The organism is Massilia orientalis (assembly GCF_030411975.2).
GTDB lineage: Bacteria > Pseudomonadota > Gammaproteobacteria > Burkholderiales > Burkholderiaceae_D > Telluria > Telluria orientalis.
The window spans coordinates 192,163-216,440 of record NZ_JASNRB020000009.1 but is presented as its reverse complement, the minus strand read 5'-3'; the positions used below and the strand labels follow the sequence as shown (position 1 = coordinate 216,440).

Here is a 24,278-nt window from a genome sequence, read left to right as displayed (position 1 = left end):
CCCGCATGATCCTGCCGACGGGAGGCGAAATTCCCACCCACGCGCTGGCGGCCGCGTTCACGGCGCCCGCCGATCCGGTCCTGGCGGCGGCGTACTGGACGGGCATCGGCGCCCTCCTCCTGACCCTGCTCCTCGGCGCGCAGATCATCCGCCTGCGCATGGCCCTGCGCCGGCGCGAACGCCGCGCGGCGCGCGCGCTGGCGCGCTGGCGTCCCGTCCTGAATGCGGCCATCGTCGGCGAGACGCCAGCAACGCTGCCGTCGCTCGGCAAGGCGGAGCGTCCGCACTTCATCAAGCTGTGGGTCCATCTGCAGGCCTCGTTGCGTGGCGAAGCGGGCGCCGCCCTGAACGACGTCGCGCGCCGCCTCGGCGTGGAGCGCGACGCGCGCGCCATGCTCGCGCGCGGCCCGCGCACGGAACGCCTGCTCGCGACGCTTCTCCTGGGCCACCTGGGCGACCGCGACTCGTGGGACACGCTGCGCACGCTGGCCGAAAGCCCCGACCCGACCCTGTCGCTGTCCGCGCTGTGGGCGCTCGTGCGCATCGATCCGCACGCGGCCGCGGACTACCTCACACCGCTGTTCGTCGCACGCGACGACTGGGCGATGTCGCACGTGGCCGGCATCCTGAAGGAAGCGAGCGCGCCCGTCGCCGGCGTGCTGGCGGACCTGCTGCCGGCGCTGCCGCCGGCGCGTTTGCCGCGCGCGCTGCGCATCGCGGAAGCACTGCGCATCGACCTGCCGGCGGACACGCTGTCCGCAGCCCTCGCCAGCGCCGATCTCGAACTCGTGACGGCCGCGCTGCGCATCGTCGCCACGCCCGGCCTGCGCGACCAGGTGCGCGGCCTGCTCGCGCATGCGGACTGGCAGGTGCGCGTGCTGGCCGCCAAGGCGCTGGGCCGCATCGGCGAGGCATCCGACGTCGACCGCCTCACCGCCCTGCTGGCCGACCGCGAGTGGTGGGTGCGCTACCGCGCCGCGCAGGCCATCGTCGACCTGCCCTGGCTGGGCCGCGCCCAACTCGACGCCCTGCGGGCATCGCTCACCGACCGCTTCGCCGCCGACATCCTGGGCCAGGTCATCGCCGAAAGGACCGCATGATGACGCACCACCTGCTCATCCAGTTCGTCACCTGGTTCGTCCTGTGCTACTTCATCCTGCTCAACGGCGGCTACCTCGTGCTGAACATGCTGTCGCTGCGCATGCTGCACCGCAAGGGCCAGGAAGAGATGCTCGACGATTTGCCGCGCGCCTATTCCGGCCTGGAGCCCCCCGTCAGCATCCTCGTGCCCGCGTATAACGAGGAAGCGACGATCGCGGCCTCGGTGCGCTCGATGCTGCAGCTGACGTATTCCGAATACGAAGTGCTGGTCGTGAACGACGGCTCGAAGGACGACACGCTCGCCGTGCTGAAGCGCGAATTCGGCCTGCTGCCCTTCCCCGAAGCCTACCGCCGCCAGATCAGGACGAAGGACATCCGCCAGGTCTACCGCTCCACGCGCTTCCCGAACCTGCGCGTGATCGACAAGGACAACGGCGGCAAGGCCGACTCGCTGAACGCGGGCATCAACGCCTCGCGCTACCCGCTCGTGTGCGGCGTGGACGCCGACTCGATCCTGCAGCGCGACAGCCTGGAAAAGGTCACGGAGCCGTTCCTGCGCGACCGGACCGTCGTCGCGACCGGCGGCACGATCCGCGTGGCCAACGGCTGCGAGGTGACGGGCGGATTCCTCACGAAGGTCGGCCTGCCGAAGAACGTGTGGGCGCTGTTCCAGGTCGTGGAATACCTGCGCGCGTTCCTGTTCGGGCGGCTCGGCTGGTCGTCCGTGAACGGCATGCTGATCATCTCCGGCGCGTTCGGCGTGTTCCGCAAGGACACCGTGATCATGGCGGGCGGCTACCGTCCCGACACGATCGGCGAGGACATGGAACTGATCGTCCGCATGCACCGCCTGCTGCGCGAGAAGCGCCAGCCGTACAAGGTCGAATTCGTGCCCGATCCCGTGTGCTGGACCGAGGCGCCGGAAGACTACAAGACGCTGAAAAACCAGCGCATCCGCTGGCAGCGCGGCCTGGCCGAGAGCCTGAACGCCAACTGGGGCCTGATGTTTTCGCGCAACGGCGGCGTGCCGGGCTGGCTCGCCTTCCCGTTCATGCTGCTGTTCGAGTGGCTTGGTCCCCTCGTCGAAGTGGGCGGCTACATCTTCATGACCTGGTCGTTCCTCACGGGCGAGATCTCGTGGCAAGCGTTCACCACGTTCATGTTCGTCGCGATCGGCCTCGGCATCCTGCTGTCGGCCTCGGGGCTGCTGCTGGAAGAGATGTCCTTCCACATCTACCCGCGCGGCAAACAGCTGCTGGCGCTGGCCGCCGTCGTGCTGCTGGAGAACCTCGGCTACCGGCAACTCAACACGATGTGGCGCCTGATCGGCCTGTGGCGCTGGGTCATGCAGAAGGAATCGACGTGGGGTACGATGAAGCGCAAGGGCGACTGGCAGGCCAGCACGCCGAAAGGTCCCTGATGATCCATCGATTCCTGTTCCCCCTGCTCGCCATGGCCCTGCCGGCCCACGCCGCCACGCTGCACCAGTGCGCCGCCGACGGCAAGGTGCGCTACGTCGTCGACGACCAGCCCCGCAGGCCGGGCTGCACGAGCGTGGCGCTGCCGCCCGGCGCGCTGGTCGAGACGGTGTACCCGCTCGCGCCCGGCGAGACCCCGGAGAACACCATTCTCCTGCACGGCAACGTGGCCGACGGCCGCTTCGCCGTCAGCGAGCACGAACTGCCGTCACTGAAAGCCGGTCCGGAACGTCCTAGGCCGATGCCTCTTCACGCGAACCTGCTGGCGCGGATGCGCGCACGCACGTTCGGCGTCGAGGAACGCGTGCAGGCGACATTGACGGACGGCCGCCTGCAAGTGACCTGCCGCCCCGGCCAGCGCGCCGCCGGCGTGATCCTCACCGGGCCGTGGTTCATGACGCGCGCGAACGCGCTGCTGGCCGCCGCCTACACGGCGCAGGGCGGATCGTTCACGTGGCAAGTGGCCGACGAGGTCCGCCGCGCGCGCGACGACGCGTTCGACCTGGGCACCGCCGCGCCGGATGCGAAGGCCGCGCGCTTCGTGCTGCCGGCGCGACTGGACCGCGCCGGCTGGCGCCAGTTCGTGCTGTTGTGCCCCGCGACGCAGGCGAGCATCGACGTGGACTCGCTCGCGCTGGAACCGGCCGCGGCGTCCGCACCGGCACCCCGTTCGACGTGGGTCTGGCGCCCCGGCGACTGGATCGACGGCGGCCCCGCCCTGCTCGACTGGGCCGCGGCCCAGGGCATCGGCGAACTGTTCGTCACGGTACCGCTGAAGGACGGCGCCGCCGTGCGCGCGCCCGACCTGCTGGCCGCGTTCGTGCGCCAGGCGGGCGCCAAGGGCATCGGCATCCATAGCGTCGACGGCGACCCGCACATGGTGCTGGCGGACGCCATCCCGGCCGTCGCGAAGCGCGTGCAGGCCTGTGCGGCCTACAACGCCGCGCAGCCTCCGGAAGCCCGCTTGCGCGGCGTCCAGTTCGACGTGGAGCCCTATCTGCTGCCGGACGACGTGCTGCCCGCGGCCAGGCGCGACGCCGCCTATATCGACATGGCACGCGCCGTGAAAGCGGCGGCCGGCGAGACGCTGCGCGTGGAATTCGTCGTGCCGTTCTGGTGGGGCAAGAACCAGGCGCTGCTGGATGCGCTGGCGCCCCACGCGGACGCCCTCGCCGTGATGGATTACCGCACCGACCGCGAGCAGATCGTCGATTTCGCGATCCCGTTCCTCGACTGGGCCGGCGCCCATGGCCGCCAGGTGCGCATCGCGCTCGAAGCGGGGCCCATCGATCCGGAAGTCCAGCGCCGCTACGTGCGGGCCGCGGACGGTCCCGGCGACCTGCTGGCCGTGGACGTCGCCGGCCGCCAGGTGCTGGCCCTGCTGCGCCAGCCGCTCACAGCAAAGGATGCCCGGCTGTACCGCCTGCAATCGACGCGCGACATCGACGGCAGCGCCACCACCTTCCACAAGGACAAGGCCGCCCTGCTGCGCCTGCTGCCCGGCCTGGAAGCGGAATTCGGCGCGTGGGACGGCTTCGGCGGCATCGCCGTCCACGAGCTGCGGTAACGGCTTCGCGTCAACTGCGGCAAGCGCCGGCCGGCCTTGTCGATGAAATCGTTTTCATATAATCTTGACGACGATCATCACGCACAAGACCTGGAGACCCGCTTGACCAATCCATCCCGCCGCAACGCCTTCAAAACCCTGCTGGCCGGCGCCGGCGCCGCATCGCTCCCCATCCTGCCCGCGCAAGCCGCTGCATCCGGAACCGCCGCCTGCGCGCCCGCCTTCCCGGGCTGGGGCCGCGGGATCGAAGGGCAGCGCAAGGCCGACCGCGGCGACGGCACGTACGTCAACCCGATCATCGCGGGCGACCACCCGGACCCGACGATCCTCAAGGACGGCAAGGACTATTACATGACCTTCTCGTCCTTCTTCTCGTATCCGGGCATCGTGATCTGGCATTCGACCGATCTCGTGAACTGGGCGCCCGTCGGCCCGGCCCTGAAAAAGCCGCTGGGCACGATCTGGGCGCTCGACCTGTGCAAGCACGACGGCCGCTACTTCATCTACATCCCGGCCGCGCCGGACGGCAATGCGTGGTCGATCTACGCCATCTGGGCCGACCGCATCGAGGGGCCGTGGAGCGACCCGGTCGACCTGAAAATCTCGGGCTGCATCGACCCGGGCCACGTCGTGGGCGAAGACGGCAAGCGCTACCTGTTCGTCAACGGCATCCGCCGCATCCGCCTCACGGACGACGGCCTCGCGACCGACGGCACCGTGGAACCGGCCTATCAACCGTGGCGCTATCCGGAAGACTGGGTCACGGAGAACTTCGCGCCGGAAGGCCCGAAGCTGCTGCGCCATGGCGACTACTTCTACCTGATCACGGCGGTGGGCGGCACGGCCGGTCCGGTGACGGGCCATATGGTGATCGCGGCCCGCTCGAAGTCGATCGACGGGCCGTGGGAGCACTGCCCGCACAACCCGCTCGTGCGCACGACCGGCACCAATGAACCGTGGTGGTCGCGCGGCCACGCGTCCCTCGTCGAAGGACCGGGCGGCGACTGGTGGATGATCTACCACGGCTACGAGAACGGCTACCGCACCCTGGGCCGCCAGACCTTGCTCGAGCCGATGGAATGGACGGCCGACGGCTGGTTCCGCGCGAAAGGCGGCGACCTCTCGAAGCCGATCAAAAAGCCGCGCGGCGGCAAGGCGGGGCCGAACGGCTTCGCGCTGTCCGACGACTTTTCGAAGGACCGCTTCGGCGTCCAGTGGTCGTTCCACGACCCGGCGCCGGACGAGATGACGCGCGTGCGCTTCGCGAACGGCGGCCTGGAAATCCGGGGCAAGGGGTCGATGCCGGCCGACAGCACGCCGCTCACGTGCGGCGTCGGCGACCGGTCGTACGAGGCCGAGATCACGCTCGACCTGGTCGGCCCGGCCGAGGGCGGCCTGCTCCTGTACTACAACCCGAAGGCGTTCGTCGGCGTCGGCTTCACGCCGGATACGATCAAGACGTACCAGTACGCCGAGGAGCAGCCGTGGGCGCGGCGTCCGCAAGCGATTTCCAGCGTCCGCGTGCGCCTGACGAACGATGCGAACGTGGTGACCTTCCGTTACTCGTTCGACGGCGGCAAGACATGGATCCTGCACGGCACGCGCATGGAAGTGTCGGGCATCCACCACAACGTGTTCGGCGGCTTCTTGAGCCTGAAAGTGGGCGTGTACGCGGCGGGCAAAGGAACCGTGCGCCTGCGTGATTTCCGCTACCACGCGCTGCCGTCGGGTTGACGCGACAAAAGCGGCCCGGGCGCGCGCCACGGGTGTTCCGGAACTGCTAGCATGCGCGGGAATCGTAACCAAAAGTCCACATGACCGCGAACCCGCCAAGCACCCGCCGCGCCGGCGACGTCCCCGACGACGCCCAGCGCCGCTTCGACGATCTGCTCGCCCACCTGCCGGCCGGCGTCGTGATGCACGATGCCGCGGGCCGCGTGGTGGCGGCCAACCGCCAGGCGCTGGCGCTGCTCGGGCGCACCGAGTGCGAGGCGCAGGAAGCGCCGGGCGGCGACGACGCCTGGCATTTCGTGCGCGCGGACGGCTCGCGCATGCCGCCCTCCGAATATCCCGTGAACGCGGTGCTGCGCACGGGCGCCAAGGTATCGGACTTCGTCGTCGGCGTGTCCCGCCCGGCCCACGGCGACGTGCGCTGGGCGATCTGCAACGCGTATCCGGAGCGCGACGAGCATGGCGCCATCCACCGCGTCGTCGTCTGCTTCACGGACTGCACGGCCCTCAAGGACGCGGAACAGTCGCTGCACAAGTCCGAGGAGCGCATGCGTCTCGCGCTGCAGGGCTCGACCGATGCGCCGTGGGACTGGGACCTCGTCACGGGCGAACTCTATTACTCGGCGCGCTACTGGGAAATGCTCGGTTACGTGCCCGGCGAGATGCGGGCCGATCCCGAGGCATGGGTGCGCCTGACGCATCCCGAAGACCGCGCCTGGGTGGCCGCGTTCCTGGAAGACTTGCTGGCCGGCCCGCGCCAGGCCTACAGCATCGAATTCCGCCTGCTCCACCGCGACGGCCACTACGTCCCCGTGCTGAGCCGCGGTTTCATCCTGCGCGACGGCACCGGCAAGGCGCTGCGCCTGTCCGGCACGAATACCGACCTCACGGAACGCAAGCAGGTCGAACACCGCATCCACGAACTGGCGTACTTCGACCAGTTGACGGGCCTGCCGAACCGGCGCTTCCTGATCGACGAGCTGGGGCAGATCCTCGCGCGCAACGGCCGCGCGGGCCGCCACGGCGCCCTGCTGTTCCTCGACCTCGACAACTTCAAGCTGCTGAACGACACGATGGGGCACGACGTCGGCGACCTGCTGCTGCGCGAGGTGGCGCGGCGGCTGCGCCGGGCGCTGCGCGAAGGCGATCACCTGGCGCGCCTGGGCGGCGACGAGTTCGTGATCGTGCTGGAAAACCTGGGCGCCAGCCCGGACGAGGCGACTGTCGAAGTCCATGCCGTAGGCCGCAAGATCCTCGACGTACTGGGCGAGCCGTTCGAGCTGGCCGGGCGCCAGTGCGCCAGCAGCCCGAGCATCGGCGTCACCCTGTTCGACGGTGCGCCCACCAGCATCGACGCGCTGCTGCGCCAGGCCGACCTCGCGATGTACCGCGCCAAGGAAGAGGGCCGCAACACGCTGCGCTTCTTCGATCCCGGCATGCAGGCGGCCGTCGACCGCCAGGCCGCGCTGTCGGCCGCGTTGCGCACGGGCCTCGCGCGGCGCCAGTTCGTGCTGTACTTCCAGCCGCAGTTCGGCCATGACGGGAGTCTCGTCGGCGCGGAGGCGCTCGTGCGCTGGCAACGCGGCGTCGACGAACTGGTGGCCCCCGGCGAATTCATCGGCGCGGCCGAATCCGGCGGCCTGATCGCCGCGCTGGGGATGGACGTGCTGGAACAGGGCTGCCACGCGCTCGCGCGCTGGGCCAGGGCGCCGCATCTCGCCACGTTGAAGCTCGCGGTGAACATCAGCGTGCACCAGTTGCGCGACCCGGATTTCCCGCACGCCGTCGCCACCCTGCTGGCCGCGACGGGCGCGCCCGCCGACCGCCTCACGCTGGAACTGACGGAAAGCGTCTTCGCGCGCAACCCGGACGACCTGGTCGACCGCATGCAGCAGCTGCGCAGGCTCGGCGTGCATTTCGCGCTGGACGATTTCGGCACCGGCTATTCGTCGCTGGCCTACCTGGCCCGGTTTCCGCTGGCGGCGCTGAAGATCGACCGCTCGTTCGTGCAGGACGTCGACCACGACCCGAACGCGTCGTCGATCGTCGAAGCGATCATCGCACTGGCACGCAAGCTGCATCTGGCGACGATCGCCGAAGGCGTCGAACTGGATGCGCAGCACGCGTTCCTGGCCGCGCACGGCTGCGACGTGATGCAGGGCTATCTGCTGGGCCGCCCCGTCGCCATGGACGAATTCGAGCGGCGCTACGGCCGCGCGCAGGCTCAGGCCGCGAGCGGCAGTTCGACGTAGAACGTGGTGCCGATGCCCTCGGCGCTGTCGAACCAGATATTCCCGCCGAGTTCCTCGACGATCGTCTTGCAGATCGACAGGCCGAGGCCCGTGCCGCCCTGGCGGCGCGAATCGGCGCCGTCGGCCTGGGCGAAGCGCTGGAACACGCGCTCGCGGAACGCTTCCGGAATGCCCACGCCTTCGTCGGCCACGGCCAGGCGCACGTGCTCCGCGCCCGCTTCGACCTGCGTGCGCACGGTAGATCCCGGCTCGGAAAACTTGATCGCGTTCGACAGCAGGTTCGTGAGCACCTGGGCCAGGCGGTCGCGGTCGACGTCCACGCGCGCGTGTTCCGCGCCGGGCGCCGCCACGCACGAGAGTTCGATGCCGGACTGCGTGGCGAAGCTCTGCATCGCGGCGACGGCATCCTCCGCCAGCGGCAGCAGCGGCTGCACTTCCTTCTCGAACGCCATGCTGCCGGCGTCCATCTTCTGGATGTCCAGCACGTCGCCGACCAGGCGCACGAGGCGTCCCGAGCTCGCGTTGGCGACGTCGACGAGGCCTTTCGCATCGGGCGGCAGCTCGCCCGCCATGCCGTCGGCCAGCAGCGCCAGCGACGCCGAAATCGCCGTCAACGGCGTGCGCAGTTCGTGCGACACGGTCGACACGAATTCGTCCTTCATCCGTTCGACTTCCTTGCGCGCCGAGATGTCGTGCACGAACGCGGAGAAGAACAGGCCGTCGCCCGTACCGGCCAGGCCCAGCGTCATTTCGACGGGGATTTCGCGGCCGTCGCGCGCGAGCAGGATGCGTTCGACGCGCTGGCCGAGGATGTCCAGTGCGCCCGTCTCGAGGAAGCCGGCAAGCAGTTCGCGCGAGCGGGCGCGGAAGCGCTCCGGCATCACGAGGTCCGAGACGACGCGCCCCAGCGCCTCGTCGCGCGACCAGCCGAGCATCTTCTCGGCCGCCGAGTTCCAGTCGCAGATGCGGCCGCGCATGTCGATGCCGACGAACGCATCCTGCGCCGTCTCGATGATGGTGGCGATGCGCTGCTCGTTGGCGCGCACGCTCGCCAGGGCCTGTTCCAGCTCGCGCGTGCGCTGGGTGACGCGCGCTTCCAGCGTCGCGTTCAAGTCTTCCAGCGCGCGCCGGCGCCGCACGAGGTTCGCCACCAGGGCGTTCAGCGTGGTGGCCAGCGCGCGCACCTCCGCATAGCCGCCCCGCCGGATTTCGATGGGGGTCGTCTCGCCCGCGCGGATGCGCTGCGCGGCATCGGCCAGGTCGCCCAGCGGCCGCGTGATGCGGCGCGCCAGCCACATGCCCGCCAGCGAAAATGCGCCCGCCAGCACCACGCCGGAGGCCAGGCCGTATTCGCGCAGGCGGCGCACGGGGGCGAACGCGTCGTCGACGTTTTGGCGCACGAGCACGGTCCAGCCCAGGCCGGGATACGCGCCGTAGCCGTGGCCCAACTGGTAGCCGACGAGGTACGAACGGCCGTCCGGCCAGGTCTCGACGACGTAGCCGCCGCGCCGCTGCGCATGGGCGGCCTTCAGGCTCGGCAGGGTCAGGCGCCGGCCCGTCACGTCGGCCGGTCCGAGCAGCACGTTGCCGTCCGCATCCACGATCAACGCCTCGACCTGGCGCCTTGCGGCAATCCCGGCCATCACGGAACGCTCGACATCGCGCGCCCATTGCCAGGACAGGTGCGCGCCCAGCACGCCGCGCGTCACGCCCTCGTCGTCGACGTAGGGAAAGGCGACGTCGACGAAGCGCCAGGGCTCGTCCTGCCTGGGCAGGTAGCGCGCGAGCAGCACGGCTTCGTGCACGTCGCCCGCGTGGATGCCGCGCAGGGCATTGCGGAACCACGGGCGCTTGGACACGTCCGCGCCTTCCAGCAGGCCCTGCGCCGAGACCTGCACCTTGCCATCCAGGCCGGCCAGGCCGATCCAGCTGTAGTAACCGAGGCTGTGCTGGATGCCGTCCAGCGTGGCGCGGCGGCGCTCCTGCGGCTGCCCTTCGGCCAGCACGCGGCGCCGGGCCAGCAGGCCCACCTCGCGGTAGCGTTCGAACATGCCGCGTTCCAGCTTGTCGGACGTCTGCATCGCCAGCTCGGCCAGGCCGTGGCCGATGCTCGTCTGCACCTGTTCCGCCGACTTGCGTTCGATGATGGACGTCAGCACCAGCGTGAGGACGACGGACAGCAGCACGAAAGCGAGGGCGAGCCAGGCGCCGAGGGCGCGCGGGAGCAGGCGGCGGATGGATTTCAGGGGATTTGGCATGACGATTTGGAGCCTAGCACAGCCAAGATTCCGTGCGGGAATTGTGTTGCACCACGTGAACACCCGCGATGCATTGTTGTATTTCCGACCAGCAGCACCCATATCGGATGGGGAGGCGGAAGGGCTGATTACACGGCCATGTCCGATTTCCGGTAAACTCGCCTGTTACGTAACCATTATTCGCGCTATCGCCCAGGAAAAGCCATGCAAGACAATGCCACCGCGCCGTCCAACCTCGTCGACTACGTCACGTCGTGCTCCCTGCCGACGCCATGGGCGCAGTTCACCCTGCATGCGTTCGTCGAGCATTCGACCGGCAAGGAGCATCTGGCGATGACGCTGGGTGACCTGTCCACGGGCGACGCCCCGCTGGCGCGCATCCACTCCGAATGCCTGACGGGCGACGTGATGTTCTCGCAGCGCTGCGACTGCGGCGCCCAGCTGGAATCCGCGCTGCGCCGCATCGCCGACGAAGGCCGCGGCATCCTGCTGTACCTGCGCCAGGAAGGCCGCGGCATCGGCCTCGTGAACAAGATCCGCGCCTACCGCCTGCAGGAAGCCGGTGCCGACACGGTCGAGGCGAACCTGCAGCTGGGCTTCCACGCCGACGCGCGCAACTATGAACTCGTGCTGCCGATGCTGGAGCAGTTCGGCATCGAGGCCGTGCGCCTGATGACGAACAACCCGCGCAAGATCGACGCCCTCGGCAAGCTGGGCATCAAGGTCGCCGAGCGCGTGCCGCTGCTCGTCAACCGCAACGTCTACAACGAGAATTACCTGAACACCAAGCAGGCCAAGCTGGGGCACATGATGACCTCGGCCACCGAAGCGGTGCTCGACGGCGAGTCGTAAGCCTCGCCGCGGGCGGTTCTGGCAAGATGGAGGCACCATGCGCCTCCCATCCGCCGCCCTTGCCGCCCTCGTCTTCGGCGCCGCCGCTTCGCTTGTCGCCGCTTCACTAGCCGGTGCTGCGGGCAAGGCGGATCAGCGCGCGAAACCGGCGCCGCAGCCGCCGCTCGTGATCCCGCCCGCCACGCCGCCCGCGACGACGCCACCCGCGCCCGGCCCCGGCGAGACGGACGAAACGGCCGCGCTGCCCACGCCCTCCAGCGCCGCGCAAACCCTCTATTCCGCCGCCAGCGCCGACCTGCTGCAGATCCGCATGTTGCTGCGCAACGGCCGCAGCCAGTCCAGCGTCGGTTCCGGCTTCCTCGTCGGCACGGGCAACCTCGTGCTGACCAATTACCACGTCGTGTCGCAGATGGCGCTCGACCCGGACGTCTACCTCGGCGAATACGTCGACACGAACGGCAAGAGCGGCCCCATCGAACTGCTTGCGGTGGACGTGCTGCACGACCTGGCCGTCGTGCGCGTGAACCGCAACGGCACGGGCTTTTTCCAGGTCGGAGAAAAACCCGTGAAACTCGTGCAGGGCCAGTACCTGTATTCGCTCGGCAATCCGCTCGACCTCGGCTTCGCGATCTCGGAAGGCTCGTACAACGGCATCGTCACGCGCAGCTTCTACGAGCAGCTGATTTTCACGGGCCCCATCAACTCCGGGATGAGCGGCGGGCCCAGCGTGACGGCGGCCGGCGTGGTGGCCGGCGTGAACGTCTCCAAGCGCCGCGACGGCGAGCTGGTCAGCTTCCTCGTGCCCGTCAAGTATGCGCAGGCGCTGCTGCGGCAGGCGTCGGCGCAGCCGCATCCGCCCAAGGATTTCAATCCGCTGATCGGGCAGCAATTGCTGGCGCACCAGCGCGCGCTGATCGACCGCCTGCTGGCCGAGCCGCTGTCGATGCGCGCGATGGGGCCGTACCAGGTGCCCGTGCGCGAATCGCAGCAGTTGCGCTGCTGGGGCCGCTCGAACTTCCGCGCCGAGGCCGAGTACACGGTCGACTCCGTCAGCTGCGCGATGGAAGCGGCGATCTACGTGTCGGATACGCAGCAGACGGGCCACGTGTCGATGACGCACCAGGTGCTCCGTTCGAGTTCCCTGCACCCGCTGCAGTTCGCCGTGCTGGCAAGCAGCCGCTTTCGCGTCGACAGCATCGGCACCGGCCGCGACACGCGCCTGACGCGGCCCGCCTGCGCCGAGATGTTCGTGCACACGGCGACCTTGCCCGTGCGCGCCGTGACGTGCGTGCGCGCCTACCGCAAGTTCGCCGGGCTGTACAACTTCACGTTGCTGGCTGCCAGCACGGACGATCCGCACGCCAGCCTGCAGAGCCGGCTCGACCTGGCGGGCGTCTCGTACGAGAACGGCATGCGCGCGACGCGGGCATTTTTATCGGCCCTCGGACGGAGCCGCAGATGAACGGCCCATGGTTCGTCGAGCTGCTGGCCAGGAACGGCGACGTGCTGCACCGCCAGCGCGTCGACGGCCTGCCGATCCGCATCGGGCGCGGCTACGACAACGACGTGATCCTCGACGACGACTACGCGGCCGCGGCGCACGCCGTCGTCGAGCAGGATGCATCCGGCCGGCTGCTGCTGCACGACCTGGGCACGCGCAACGGCATCGTCATCCAGGGCAAGCGCCGGCAGGACGCCGAGCTGACGGGCGGCACGGTCGTCCGCATCGGCCACACGGCGCTGCGCGTGCGCGCGGCCGACTTCCCCGTCGTGCCGGAACTCCTCGACCGCACGTTCCACGGCTGGGAGGGCGTGCTGCCCGCCGCCGCGGGCCTGGCGCTCGCGGGCGGCGTGGCCCTGCTGGCGCGCTGGCTCAGCGACACGGAATATTTCCAGCTGGCGCGCTACGCGGAGGCGCTCGCGGGCGGACTCGCGGCCGCGCTGCTGTGGGGCGGCATCTGGGCGTGCGCCAACCGGCTGTTCGCGCGCCACGCGCGGCTGGGCCGGCACGTGTTCGTGTTCGGCTGCGGCGCCGCGGCCCTCGCCGGCTATGCGCTGCTGGGCAGCACGCTCGGCTACGCCTTGTCCGCCGAAGGATTCACGCATTACGCCTCGCACGTCGCGACGGTGCTGCTGGCCGGGATGATTTATTTTCACCTGTGCACGATTCGCCCCCGCAATCGCATCCGCTACCGCTGGGTCTGCGCCGGCCTTGCCGTGCTATGCTCCGGGCTGATTCTGGCTGGCAATGTGCAGCGCACGGGCCGTCTATCGGACGAGTTGTACATGTCCGTGCTGATGCCGCCCGCCATCCGCGTGAGCCCCGACCATGGCGTGGACGAGTTCATGCGCGACGTGGAAGCGATGAAGGGCCCGCTCGACCGCAGCCGCGGGCGCAAGCCGGGCGATGACGAGATCAACGATTGACGGCGCCGCGTTGTCGAAATGGAGCGGCCCCGTTCGTCGTATGAACGAGGGACGCGGCCCGCGTCCTGTCCAACAGGAGAACGACGATGTCCAGACTGACTGTCCGATGCTTTGCCATATCCCTCGACGGCTACGGGGCCGGCCCGAACCAGAGCCTGCAGAATCCGCTGGGCGAAGGCGGCGAGACATTGCACCAATGGTTCCGCGTGACCCGCACGTTCCAGCGCATGCTGGGCGATGAATCGAAGGGAACCGATGGTCCGGACGAGACGTTCGCCGCGCGCGGCTTCGAGAATGTCGGCGCGTGGATCCTGGGCCGCAACATGTTCGGTCCCGTGCGCGGCCCGTGGCCGGACGACGCGTGGAAGGGCTGGTGGGGCGACGAGCCGCCCTACCACGTGCCCGTGTTCGTGCTCACGCACCACGCCCGGCCCCCGCTCGAGATGAAGGGCGGCACGACCTTCTACTTCGTCACGGACGGCATCGAGGCCGCCCTCGCCCGCGCAAAAGAAGCCGCGGGCGGCAAGGACGTGCGCCTGGGCGGCGGCGTATCGACCATCCGGCAATACCTGCAGGCGGGTCTCGTGGACGAGATGCACCTGGCGATCTCGCCCGTGCTGCTGGGGTCCGGCGAGGCGCTGCTGGCCGGCATCGACCTGCCCGCGCTCGGGTTCAAGGTCGCCGGGCATGTGGCGACGGAGGCGGCCACGCATGTGGTGTTGAGCAAGGAGTAAGATCCTGCGACGCTAGCACGTCGCCCCCGCGCAGGCGGGAACGACGGTGGTTCCTACGTCAACGGGATCGTCAGCCGCGCGATCTCGACCGAGCCGCCCTCGTCGAAGATGGGACAGCGCTCGCCGATCTCGACGGCTTCGTTGAAATCCGCCGCCTCGACGACCGAATAGCCGCACAGCGAACTGGCGGATTCCTTCGGCCCGAGCAGGCGGCGCGGCACGTCGACGGCGCTGTGCGTGAGGCTGCCGCGCTCGAGGACGCGCGAACCCATGCCGTCGAACCACGCGGCCCAGCGCGACAAATCGTGGTGCGTATCCGCATCGGCGCCCGGTTTGCCGTGGTACACGAACAGGAAACGTTCCATGGCTTTCTCCTGGGGTTGGTTTGATCGGCTCGACGTTAGCAGAAGCGCGGCGGCCGCGACGCACCTGTGCCTTTTGACAATCTCTCGGTGATGGCCGATTATCCCCGCATGACCTTCCTGCGCCGCAACGCCGTCTTCGTGTCCGCGTGGATCCTGTTCTGGATCCTGATGATGCTCGTCGCCGTGCAGGACTTCATGCGCAACGAGCACAGCCACGCGATCTGGAAACCGCTGCTGTGGGAAGGGTCGTCGGCGCTCGTCGTGACCTTGCTCGCCCTCGTGCAGTTGCGCTGGTCGCATACGGACGACCATCTGCTCGGCACGCCCTGGCGCTGGTTCGCGCGCCAGTCGCGCTGGCTGTCGATGTACTGGATCGCGTTCGTCCCCCTCGCCTTCGGCCTGCGCCATGGCGTGTATGCGCTCGTCGGCGAAACCTACCGGCACGACCCCGTGCCGCAGCTGTTCCTGTACGAATCGATGAAGATCACGATCTTCTTCGGCCTGTTCATGGCGATCCGCTTCGGCGTGCAGTCCTACCGCGCCCTGCTCGACGCGCGGCTGCGCGCGGAACGTTCGAACACGCTGCTGCGCCAGGCGCAATTGCAGCGGCTGGGCCAGCAAATGCAGCCGCATTTCCTGTTCAACGCGTTGAACACGGTGTCGGCACTGATCTGGACGGACCCGGTCCGCGCTGACGCGACGCTCACCCAACTGGCCGATGTGCTGCGCGAAACGCTGGCCCTGGGCGACCGCCACGCGGCGCCGCTCGCCACCGAGTTGCGCCTCGCGCGCGGGTACGCGGACGTGATGGCCGAGCGCTTCGCCGACCGCGTGGCTATCGCGTGGCAGGTCGACGACGCGCTGCTCGACCGCGAAGTGCCCGTGATGAGCCTGCAGCCGCTGCTGGAAAACGTGTTCAAGCACACGGTCGAGCGGCGCCGCGGGCAGACGCACATCGCCGTCTCCGTCCGCCGCGAGGGCGACGAGATCGTGCTGGGCGTCGAGGACGATGCCGGCCAGCTGGCCGCGACGGAACGCCCCGGCGGCATCGGCTTGTCGAACCTGCGCGCCCGCATCCAGGCCCTGTACGGCGACGCGGGCCGGCTCGACATTGCGGCGCGGCCGCAAGGGGGCGTGCGCGCGGAGATGAGGTTGCCTTGCTGAGGTTCGTATGCGTCTGCTGATCGTCGACGACGAGCGCCCTGCGCGCCTAAAACTGCGCCACCTGCTCGCGCAGCAGGACGGCATCACGGCCGTCGAGGAGGCGGCCGACGGCATCGCTGCCCTGGAGCGGATCGCCAGCTTCCGCCCGGACGCGCTGCTGCTCGACATCGAGATGCCCGAGCTGTCCGGCATCGAGCTGGCGGCATCCCTGCCGGAACCGGCGCCGCTCGTCGTGTTCGTGACGGCGTACGAACGCTACGCGTGCCAGGCGTTCGACTGCGACGCCATCGATTACCTGCTCAAGCCCTACGACGGCGACCGCCTCGCGCGCGCGCTGGCGCGCCTGCGTCGGAAGCTGGCGGCCGGCGCCGACGGCCAGCCGGCCGCGCTGCCGCGCTCGCCGCTGGAGCAATTGCTTGTGAGTGAACGCGGCGTCACGCGTGTCGTGCGCGTCGCGGAGATCCAGTGGATCGAGACGGCCGACAACTACGTCGTGCTGCACACGGCCGCGGGCAGCCCGCTGCTGCGCCAGACCCTCGCCGGCCTCGTCGGCCGGCTCGGCGCCGGCTTTATTCGCTGTCACCGGCGCGCCGCCGTGCAAGTCGGCTGGATCGAACGGGTGGTCACGCTGGACAAGGGCGACGGCGAATTGCTGCTGCGCGGCGGCGCACGGGTGCCGTGCAGCCGCCAGTACCGCGCCGACGTGATGGCGCGGTTGGGGTGATCAAGCTTCGAGTGCGGCCAGCAGCGTCGAGCCGACGGGCACGCCCCAGCCCGTGCACGCATCCCAGCCCGCCCCGGCCGCATAACCGCCGTTGTCGCCGCTCGTGATGTCGCGCATCGCGCCGCTGCCCGCCAGCGGGCCGTACAGCAGCGGATTGAGCCAGCCCACGTGCTGCGGCAGCTTCTGGTTCAGCAGCGCGACGAGCCCCGCATACAGCGGCGACACGGCGCTCGTGCCCCCGATCGTGGTCGTCAGGAAGTCGACCCGCACCCGGTAGCCCGTCGCCGGCGACGCATTGCCGGCCACGTCCGGCACGCCGCGCCCGACGTGTCCGCCCGGGTTGATCGACGCCGGCACGCGCGCATCTGCCTGCCAGGACGGCAGCGCGAACTTGTCGCTGACGCCGCCGCCCGTCGCACTGGTGGTGGGATCGTCATTCCACACGGTCTCGCTGGTGATGGTATGGCCGCTGACCGTCAGGCGCGTGCCGCCGCAGCCCAGCACGTACGGGCTCGACGCGGGGAAGTCCGCATGCGCGAGGCCGTCCGGCGTGCCGTTCTGCGGGTTCTGGTCGTGCGCGCCGGCGTCGCCCGCCGCGCAGCACACCGTCACGCCCAGCGCGGCCGCGGCCTCGAACGCCTGGTCCATCGCGGCCAGGCCCTGGTCCGTCCATTCCGATTCCGGCGCGCCCCAGCTGATCGAGATCACGGACGGCTTGCGCACGTCGTCGTGGACGGCGGCCGCGATCGCATCGACGAAGCCCTGCTCGCTGTTCGGCGCGAAATACACGGCGATGTCGGCCTTCGGCGCGACGGCGCCCGCGACCTCGATGTCCAGCATGACCTCGGCATCGGCGCTCCACGGCAGCGACGGGCTGTTCTTGCCGCCGTCGACGGACACGGCCGTCACATGCGGCGCCGGCAGGCCGAGGCTCTTGAAATAGGCTTTCAGATCGGTGCTGCGGTAGCCGCCGCCCAGTTCGATGATGGCGATGCACTGGCCGCTGCCGTCCAGGCCGGCCGGAAAGTCGTACAGCTTCGCCATGTCGATGCCCGTGAAGCCGGATGCAGCCTGCGCGTCGGACGGCTCGGCGCCGGGTGACATCGAGGCCAGCATCGCGGCCTGCGCGGATTCTTTGGAGAACTTGAAATGGGGCCGTGCGATCGGGACGTCGTCGATGCCGAACACGCCTTCGACGATGCCGTCCAGCTCGGGCGGCACGTGCACGGGCGCGGTGCGGCGGCGCGAGATCCCGGCCGCGTGCTCGACCCGCTCGATCGCCGTGCCGAACGCGGCGGTCACCTGGCCCGCCGTGCCGGACAGGACGATGCTGCGCGCGGCCGGCCGGCGTTCGACGACGACGAGCCCGGCGCGCTGCGCGAACGCGGCGACGGCGTCGAGGTCGGCATCGCTGGCGCCATGCTGCGCGGCGAATTCGGCGCGCGTGAGATAGCGCCGCTGCCCCGGTTTCGCGTCGAGCGAATGGGGCGCAAGCGGCGCGCGGCGGCGCACGAACACGGTGACGTCGATGCGTTCGTCGTCCGGCGCCGGTCCGAGGGACCGCATGTCGGCGCTGGTTGCGGGCACGCTGCCCTGGAGTTTGACCATGATTCACCTCGCTGGAAGATGGCCCGGCCGGTCCGGGCACCATTTGTCAGTGTGCGCCTCGGGGTGGGTTGACTCTTGATTGGCGCCAATTGTGGGCGAGCCCGTGCATTCGTATTAAAATGAGAACGCGACTGTGAGCGCTAACATCGATAACAAAGGAGACGTGATGATCGACAGGAATCGGCGAGGTCTGGTCCTTGCCGCCGGCGGCGTGCTGGCAGCGGGTGCGGTGGGTGACATGGCATGGGCGGCCCCGCCCGATCGCAAGCTCGGCTATGCGATCGTCGGGCTGGGTTCCTATGGCCTGGGCATCATCATCCCGCAATTCAAGAACTGCAAGAACAGCAAGCTCGTCGCGCTGGTCAGCGGCGATGCCGCCAAGGCGAAGCGCGTGGCGCAGGAATACGGCGTTCCGGAAAAGAACCTCTACAACTACCAGAACTACGACGAGATCCGCAACAATCCGGACATCGACATCGTCTACGTCTGCCTGCCCGTCTCGATGCATGCCGAGTACACGATCCGCGCGGCCAAGGCCGGCAAGCATGTGCTGTGCGAAAAGCCGATGGCCGTGTCGTCGGCGGAATGCGAGTCGATGATCGCGGCGTGCCGCCAGGCCAGCAAGAAGCTGATGATCGGCTACCGCTGCCACTTCGAGCCGTACAACCTGGAAGCGCGCCGCATCGCGCGCGCGGGCGAGATCGGCAAGCTGCGCTACTTCCGCTCCGAGCACGGCTTCAATTTCCGCGACCCGAACGCCTGGCGCCTGAAAAAGGCGCTGGCGGGCGGCGGCTCGATGATGGACATCGGCATCTACGCCCTCAACGCGGCGCGCTACATGACGGGGGAGGAACCGACCGCCGTCTATGCCCAGGAAACGACGGACCGCAAGGACCCGCGCTTCCGCGAGGTCGAAGACATGATCGGCTTCCAGCTGGAGTTCCCGTCCGGCGTGATCGGCTCATGCCAGTCGATGTACAGCGCCAACCAGAACCACATCCTGCTGGTGGGAGATAAAGGCCGCATCGAGATGGAACCGGCGACCGGCTACCAAGGCAACCGGATGTGGGTCGGCGGCAATGGCCGCGACAAGGAAGTCACGCCGCCGCCGGGTCCGGGCGCCACGCAATGGGCCGGCCAGCTGGACCACATGGCGCAATGCGTATTGCAGGACCGCGAGCCGATCGTCGGCGGCCAGGAAGGCCTGCGCGACCTGCGCATCATCGAGGCGATCTACCAGTCGGCGCGCGAGCAGAAGCGCATCGTGCTGAAGGCCTGACGCCATCACGTGCGCGTGCGACCGCACGCGCACCGCGTCTGTCAGTACGGCGATCCGGTCACGTCCAGCCGGATCTGCCACACGGCGCCGGCGCCGGTCAGGAACAGGGTCTTGCCGTCGGCGCCGCCGAACGCGGCATTCGTCACGTTGGCGTCCGTGCGGATCGTCGCCAGCTCTTTCCCCTGCGGCGAGAACACGCGCACCCGCCTGGCCGGGTGCTCGGTCACATAGATATTGCCGTGGCAATCGACGGCCATGCCGTCCGGGATGTCGAGCCCTTTGACGATGTCTTTCCCCTGCCCCGGCACGCCGTTCACGATCGGGTGGGCGCGCAGGAAGCCGTCGCCCGCGTTCACGTACAGCACGTCGCCGGCCGGAGACAGCGCGACGCCGTTCGGATTCGGCCGGCTGCCGTCCACGAGCGTAATCTTGCCGTCCGTGCCCACGCGATAGACGCCCGTGACGGGCTGCCCGCCCGGCGCCGCCGCCTTCTGGAAATCCGGGTCCGTGAAATAGATCGTGCCATCTTTCGCGATGGCGATGTCGTTCGGCGAGTCGAACACCTGGCCGTTATATTCCCCGGCCAGCGTCGTGCGCTTGCCGTCCGCCATGGCATAGCGGGACAGCGCCTTGTACTTGTGCGTGGCCGCGACGAGGTCGCCGTGCGCATCGACGGCCAGGCCGTTGCTGCCGCTGTCCTCCACCACCGTCGTCACCGTGCCGTCCGCCGCCAGCTTGCGGATGCGCGACGGGAAGCCGGGCCCGAGGCTGAAATCGGAAAAATACAGCGCGTCCTTGATCCACACGGGGCCTTCGTACAGGCCGGCCTCGGTGCGCGACGGCTTGACGCTCGCGACGCGCTCCGCGCGCAGTTCGCCGGACGGTGCCGTGCCGCAGGCGGACGCGGCGTGGCTGCTTGCCGCATACGACAGGGCCAGCAGGAGGCCAGGGAGGGCGAGGACGGTACGCGCTTGCATGGAAAGCCTTTCGTTCGATGGTCGGAGAAATTGATTGTAGCGCGTCAATCGTTTTCCGTGTCCAACGCAATCTTGCGATCCTCCTTGTAGCGGCACAGGTCGATCCGCGGCGAGGCGTCCGCCCGGCACCAGCCCAGGCCCTGGCGCCGCCCTTCGCCATCGATGCCGCCGACGAACACGAGCTTGTCGGCCACCGGCCACTGGTACGCGCCGTAGTGCCATGTGCCGCGCATGGGGGCGGCGTGGGCGGGTACGAACACGCCGTCGCCGTGCGCCTCGCCCTGCACGAACGTGGCTTCCAGCCGCCCTTCCTTCGTCACGAGGACGCCGGGGCCGGATGGCACGGCATCCTCGACGCCGCCCTCGTACGAGACCATCTTGCCGCCGGCCGGGAAACTGATGCGCCCGGTGCCACGGGCCATGCCCGCCGCGAACGCGCCCTCGTACGCGACGCCCCGCTCGCTCACCAGCTTGCCGTGCCCCGACGGCTGGCCCTGCACGAAGTCGCCTTCGTAATAACTGCCTTCCGGACGCAGCCACTTGCCCTTCCCGTCCGGTTTGCCGCTGGTCACAGGGCCTTCGTAGACGGCGCCGCTCGCGTAGCGCAATCCTTTACCTTCCGGCGTCGCACTGGAGGCCATGTCGACGACGAGTTCCAGGTTTTCCATCAACAACGCGTCGAGCGGATTCTTGCCCGCCGCATCGAACGCGACGGCGCTGCGGATGCTCTTGACCGCTTCCGGCAATTGCTTGTTGCGCAGGTAGAGGTGCGCCAGTGCGCGCAGACTGCCTGGCGCCGGTTCGTAGATGACGAGGGTGTCCAGGCCGGCGATTCCTTCCTGTACCGGTCCGATGTCGGGCGCAAGCTTGTACGCATGGCCCAGGGTGAAGTAGGCCAGCGGATTGGACGGATCCGCCGTGATGGCGCGCCGGGCCAGGTCGCGCGCCTCCTTCAGCGGCGCTTCCCAGCCGGGCACGCCGGTGTCGTGCATCGCGGCCGCCGCCATGTCCAGGCCTTCGGCGCGCGCGGCGAGCAGGTTTGCATCGTTCGGGTAGCGCTTCAGCAACGCATCCAGGCGCGCCATGCCGTCGTCGACGACGCGGCGATTGACGGCAAGGATGGTCGCCTTCGGATCGTCCGGGTGGAGCTTGAGATTCGTCTCGACCAGTTCCCGCATCATGTTGGCGTCGTGCTTCGCGAAGCGGGGCACCACGTCGGCCAGGACGGCGTAGGTCGCAGGACGGTCGAGCTTCGTGACCTTTACCTGGACTTGCGGCAGGTCGAGCCCATCCTTGCCCGTCGAGAATCCGCGGGCCATCAAGCGGCGCTCCACGTAGCGCCGCATGTCGACATCGAGTTCCTCGTACGACTTCTTGAAAGCGATGCGCACGGCCTGGTCTTCGGACAGCCCCATATTATGCAGGCGCAGGTAGTGCGCGAGTTGCCTGCGCAATTCGGGGCTCGAATTGAAGTAGTGGATCGCGTACTTTGCGCAGGCATAAAAGCGGGCCATGTCGATCTTGCCGGCCCGCGTGCTGTTGTCGTAAGAGAGTTTGTTCGTGTTGAACAGCCATTTGGTATCGAGGTTGATCCGGCCCGCCCGGTCGACCAGCCAGTCCTCGCGATGGCTGCCTTCCACCGGGTGGCCGAACCATGCCATGCCGTCCTGGATGACCAGGGACGACCAGTACTCCGACATCCCTTCGTCGTACCAGCGCGGATACGCCGTCGTCTCGGGCGAATAGTGCAGGAGGAAATGGTGGTATTCATGCAGGATGATCGCGCGCGACACGTCGCTTGCCGCCGCCGACGTGACGTAATCCTCGATCCTTGCGACGGCCGCGTAACCAAGGCGCGACAACTGGAACACCCCGGCCATGTTCTGGGGCAGCCCCAGCGTCGCGAAGCTGCTCCGGCCCATCGCGACGATCGTCAGCGGCGGCCCGGCCAGTGATTGCGCACCGCGCACGCGGTTCGAGATGTATCGCAGGTTTTCCAGGTCGACGATCATGTGGCGCGCAACGTCTTCCGGCTGGTCGGTGACCACCCGAAAATTCGGGCTGTCGATTTCGATCCAGTTCTGGTCGACGAGATCGTTGATGTTGCCGGCTTGCGCCAGCGGCATCGCCAGGAACAGGAGGGACAGGGCGCGGCCGATGAGAGCGGTTTTCATGAGCGGGAACAGGAATTGAATGCTTGCAATACAGCATTCCATTCTAGATCGTACGTACGCGCTCAAACATCACCAATTGTCTCAGCCATATTATTCGAAATTTGTATGATTGATATCTGAAAATCAAATTGGATTTATTTCTTGTGCCCCTGCATACTCCGAACCGTCTCCTCTATCTTCCTCCAAGAAAATAGATTCAAGCCCGCCGCAAGCGGGCTTTTTTTTGGCATCCGTCCGGCCCGCCCCACCCGACTCCCGCCTCGCCACAATCCGCTCGCATCGCGACCTGCGCCGATCTAGTCTGACGTCGTTTCCTTCATCGACCAACCGACGACGATCCGCCATGAACACCCGACATCTTCCACGCCATCACTTCCTCGACTGGGTACGCATCATCGCCTTTTTCCTGCTGATCCTGTATCACGTGGGCATGTATTACGTGACGTGGGGCTGGCACGTGAAGAGCCCGCACGCCGGCACCGCCCTCGAACCTTTCATGATGCTGTCGTCGCCGTGGCGGCTGCCGCTGCTGTTCCTCGTGTCCGGCGTCGCTTCCAGCATCATGCTGGCGAAGCTGCGGCCCCTCGCCTTCCTGCGCAAGCGCAGCTGGCGCCTGTTGATCCCCCTGCTGTTCGGCATGCTCGTCATCGTGCCGCCGCAGTCGTATCTCGAAGTCGTCGAGAAGCTCGGCTATGCGGGCAGCTACGCCGACTTCATGCGGCTGTACGTGCGCGGCTACCACGGCTTCTGCCAGGACGGCTGCCTGATCCTGCCGACCTGGAACCACCTGTGGTTTGTCGCCTACCTGTGGGCCTATACGGCCGTCCTCGCGCTCGTCGTGCTGGCCCTGGGTCCGCGCTTCGACGGTCTCGCCGCCGTGCTCGGCCGCGTGCTCGAGGGCTGGAAGATCATCGTCCTGCCGGCGGCCGTGCTGGCGCTGGCGCGCATCCTGATGCTGAACCGTTTTCCGGTCACCCACGCGCTCGTGGACGACTGGTACAACCATGCGACGTACCTGCCGGTCTTCCTGCTCGGCGCCCTGATGGCGCGCGTTCCCGACTTCTGGCTCCGTGTCGCGGCGCTGCGCTGGACGTGTCTCGCGCTGGCCCTCGCCGGCTGGGCCCTCCTGATGCTGTGGATCGCGCTGGACAACGCCGGCGGCATCGACGGCACGCGCTGGGAAATGCTCGCGAAGCCGATGCGCGCCGATTACGCGCTGCTGGCGTGGAGCGCGATCCTGGCCGCCTGCGGCTTTGCCCAGCGCCACCTGGACCGCGACGGCCCCGCCCGGCGTTACCTGACCGAGGCCGTGTTCCCCGTCTATATCCTGCACCAGAGCCTGATCGTCGTCCTGGCCCATGCATCGAAGCCGCTGCACCTTGCGCCGGGCCTGGAAGCCGTGCTGCTCGTCGTGCTCGTGACGGTGCTCAGCTTCGCCGGCTTCGAGATCGTGCGGCGGGTGCCGTTGCTGCGTCCGCTGTTCGGCCTCGGGCCGCGCATCCGCACCGCGGCCCCGGCTGCACAGGACATCATCGCGCCGCACCCGGTAGCCGGGCGCGGCGTGTAAGATCCGGGAACTGCGCCGGG

18 protein-coding genes are annotated in these 24,278 nt (G+C 68.6%); 13 read left to right on the top strand and 5 right to left on the bottom strand.

Translation table 11 applies throughout. The annotated features are described in order from the left end of the window. The first annotated feature begins 5 nt into the window (after nucleotides 1-5). From QPK29_RS16585 to QPK29_RS16565, 5 genes are all read left to right on the top strand, one after another. Nucleotides 6-1,100: a HEAT repeat domain-containing protein gene (locus tag QPK29_RS16585; RefSeq protein WP_371768112.1), complete on the top strand. Its 1,095-nt coding sequence runs from the start codon at nucleotides 6-8 to the stop codon at nucleotides 1,098-1,100. Continuing rightward, nucleotides 1,100-2,521 carry a glycosyltransferase family 2 protein gene (locus QPK29_RS16580; RefSeq protein ID WP_400189782.1) on the top strand — a complete coding sequence of 474 codons (1,422 nt, stop codon included), beginning with the start codon at nucleotides 1,100-1,102 and terminating at the stop codon, nucleotides 2,519-2,521. The genes QPK29_RS16585 and QPK29_RS16580 overlap by 1 nt, the downstream gene beginning before the upstream one ends. Further along, the gene (locus tag QPK29_RS16575) at nucleotides 2,521-4,146 is read left to right on the top strand and encodes a hypothetical protein (protein WP_371768110.1); all 1,626 of its coding nucleotides are present in this window, start codon (nucleotides 2,521-2,523) and stop codon (nucleotides 4,144-4,146) included. The genes QPK29_RS16580 and QPK29_RS16575 overlap by 1 nt, the downstream gene beginning before the upstream one ends. Before the next feature lie 102 nt (nucleotides 4,147-4,248). Beyond that, the gene (locus tag QPK29_RS16570; protein ID WP_371768109.1) at nucleotides 4,249-5,880 is read left to right on the top strand and encodes a family 43 glycosylhydrolase; all 1,632 of its coding nucleotides are present in this window, start codon (nucleotides 4,249-4,251) and stop codon (nucleotides 5,878-5,880) included. An 80-nt stretch (nucleotides 5,881-5,960) separates the two neighbouring features. Continuing rightward, nucleotides 5,961-8,129, top strand: coding sequence for a putative bifunctional diguanylate cyclase/phosphodiesterase (locus tag QPK29_RS16565; protein ID WP_371768108.1), 2,169 nt, complete (start codon nucleotides 5,961-5,963; stop codon nucleotides 8,127-8,129). On the opposite strand, the gene QPK29_RS16560 is transcribed toward QPK29_RS16565, so the two are convergent. Continuing rightward, on the bottom strand, nucleotides 8,102-10,387 hold the full coding sequence (locus QPK29_RS16560) for an ATP-binding protein (RefSeq protein ID WP_371768107.1): 2,286 nt from the start codon (nucleotides 10,385-10,387) through the stop codon (nucleotides 8,102-8,104). The genes QPK29_RS16565 and QPK29_RS16560 overlap by 28 nt on opposite strands. Nucleotides 10,388-10,591: 204 nt before the next feature. On the opposite strand from QPK29_RS16560, the gene ribA reads away from it, so the two are divergent. From ribA to QPK29_RS16540, 4 genes are all read left to right on the top strand, one after another. Next, on the top strand, nucleotides 10,592-11,239 hold the full coding sequence (ribA, locus tag QPK29_RS16555; RefSeq protein ID WP_371764408.1) for a GTP cyclohydrolase II: 648 nt from the start codon (nucleotides 10,592-10,594) through the stop codon (nucleotides 11,237-11,239). A gap of 37 nt (nucleotides 11,240-11,276) precedes the next feature. After that, on the top strand, nucleotides 11,277-12,701 hold the full coding sequence (locus QPK29_RS16550) for a S1 family peptidase (RefSeq protein ID WP_371768106.1): 1,425 nt from the start codon (nucleotides 11,277-11,279) through the stop codon (nucleotides 12,699-12,701). Continuing rightward, on the top strand, nucleotides 12,698-13,666 hold the full coding sequence (locus tag QPK29_RS16545; RefSeq protein ID WP_371768105.1) for an FHA domain-containing protein: 969 nt from the start codon (nucleotides 12,698-12,700) through the stop codon (nucleotides 13,664-13,666). Before QPK29_RS16550 ends, QPK29_RS16545 begins: the two co-directional genes overlap by 4 nt. An 86-nt stretch (nucleotides 13,667-13,752) precedes the next feature. Beyond that, the gene (locus QPK29_RS16540; RefSeq protein ID WP_371768104.1) at nucleotides 13,753-14,400 is read left to right on the top strand and encodes a dihydrofolate reductase family protein; all 648 of its coding nucleotides are present in this window, start codon (nucleotides 13,753-13,755) and stop codon (nucleotides 14,398-14,400) included. A 53-nt stretch (nucleotides 14,401-14,453) separates the two neighbouring features. Here the strand turns inward: QPK29_RS16540 and QPK29_RS16535 are convergent, their stop codons facing one another. Continuing rightward, nucleotides 14,454-14,765: a YciI family protein gene (locus QPK29_RS16535; RefSeq protein WP_371768103.1), complete on the bottom strand. Its 312-nt coding sequence runs from the start codon at nucleotides 14,763-14,765 to the stop codon at nucleotides 14,454-14,456. A 90-nt stretch (nucleotides 14,766-14,855) separates the two neighbouring features. On the opposite strand from QPK29_RS16535, the gene QPK29_RS16530 reads away from it, so the two are divergent. Both QPK29_RS16530 and QPK29_RS16525 read left to right on the top strand, forming a co-directional pair. Then, the gene (locus QPK29_RS16530; RefSeq protein WP_371768102.1) at nucleotides 14,856-15,929 is read left to right on the top strand and encodes a sensor histidine kinase; all 1,074 of its coding nucleotides are present in this window, start codon (nucleotides 14,856-14,858) and stop codon (nucleotides 15,927-15,929) included. Between the two features lie 7 nt (nucleotides 15,930-15,936). Continuing rightward, nucleotides 15,937-16,653, top strand: coding sequence for a LytR/AlgR family response regulator transcription factor (locus QPK29_RS16525; protein ID WP_371768101.1), 717 nt, complete (start codon nucleotides 15,937-15,939; stop codon nucleotides 16,651-16,653). Here QPK29_RS16525 and QPK29_RS16520 read toward each other — a convergent pair whose 3' ends face one another. Beyond that, nucleotides 16,654-18,261, bottom strand: coding sequence for a S53 family peptidase (locus tag QPK29_RS16520; RefSeq protein WP_371768100.1), 1,608 nt, complete (start codon nucleotides 18,259-18,261; stop codon nucleotides 16,654-16,656). Between the two features lie 166 nt (nucleotides 18,262-18,427). Between QPK29_RS16520 and QPK29_RS16515 the strand changes: the two genes are divergently transcribed. After that, nucleotides 18,428-19,540, top strand: coding sequence for a Gfo/Idh/MocA family protein (locus tag QPK29_RS16515; protein WP_371768099.1), 1,113 nt, complete (start codon nucleotides 18,428-18,430; stop codon nucleotides 19,538-19,540). Nucleotides 19,541-19,581: 41 nt separating this feature from the next. Here QPK29_RS16515 and QPK29_RS16510 read toward each other — a convergent pair whose 3' ends face one another. Together QPK29_RS16510 and QPK29_RS16505 are read right to left on the bottom strand one after the other, a co-directional pair. After that, entirely contained in the window at nucleotides 19,582-20,517 is a 936-nt protein-coding gene (locus QPK29_RS16510; RefSeq protein WP_371768098.1) for an SMP-30/gluconolactonase/LRE family protein, read from the bottom strand. Between the two features lie 44 nt (nucleotides 20,518-20,561). Continuing rightward, nucleotides 20,562-22,691 carry a hypothetical protein gene (locus QPK29_RS16505; RefSeq protein ID WP_371768097.1) on the bottom strand — a complete coding sequence of 710 codons (2,130 nt, stop codon included), beginning with the start codon at nucleotides 22,689-22,691 and terminating at the stop codon, nucleotides 20,562-20,564. Nucleotides 22,692-23,034: 343 nt separating this feature from the next. On the opposite strand from QPK29_RS16505, the gene QPK29_RS16500 reads away from it, so the two are divergent. Further along, entirely contained in the window at nucleotides 23,035-24,258 is a 1,224-nt protein-coding gene (locus tag QPK29_RS16500; protein ID WP_371768096.1) for an acyltransferase family protein, read from the top strand. The last annotated feature ends 20 nt before the right edge of the window (nucleotides 24,259-24,278 follow it).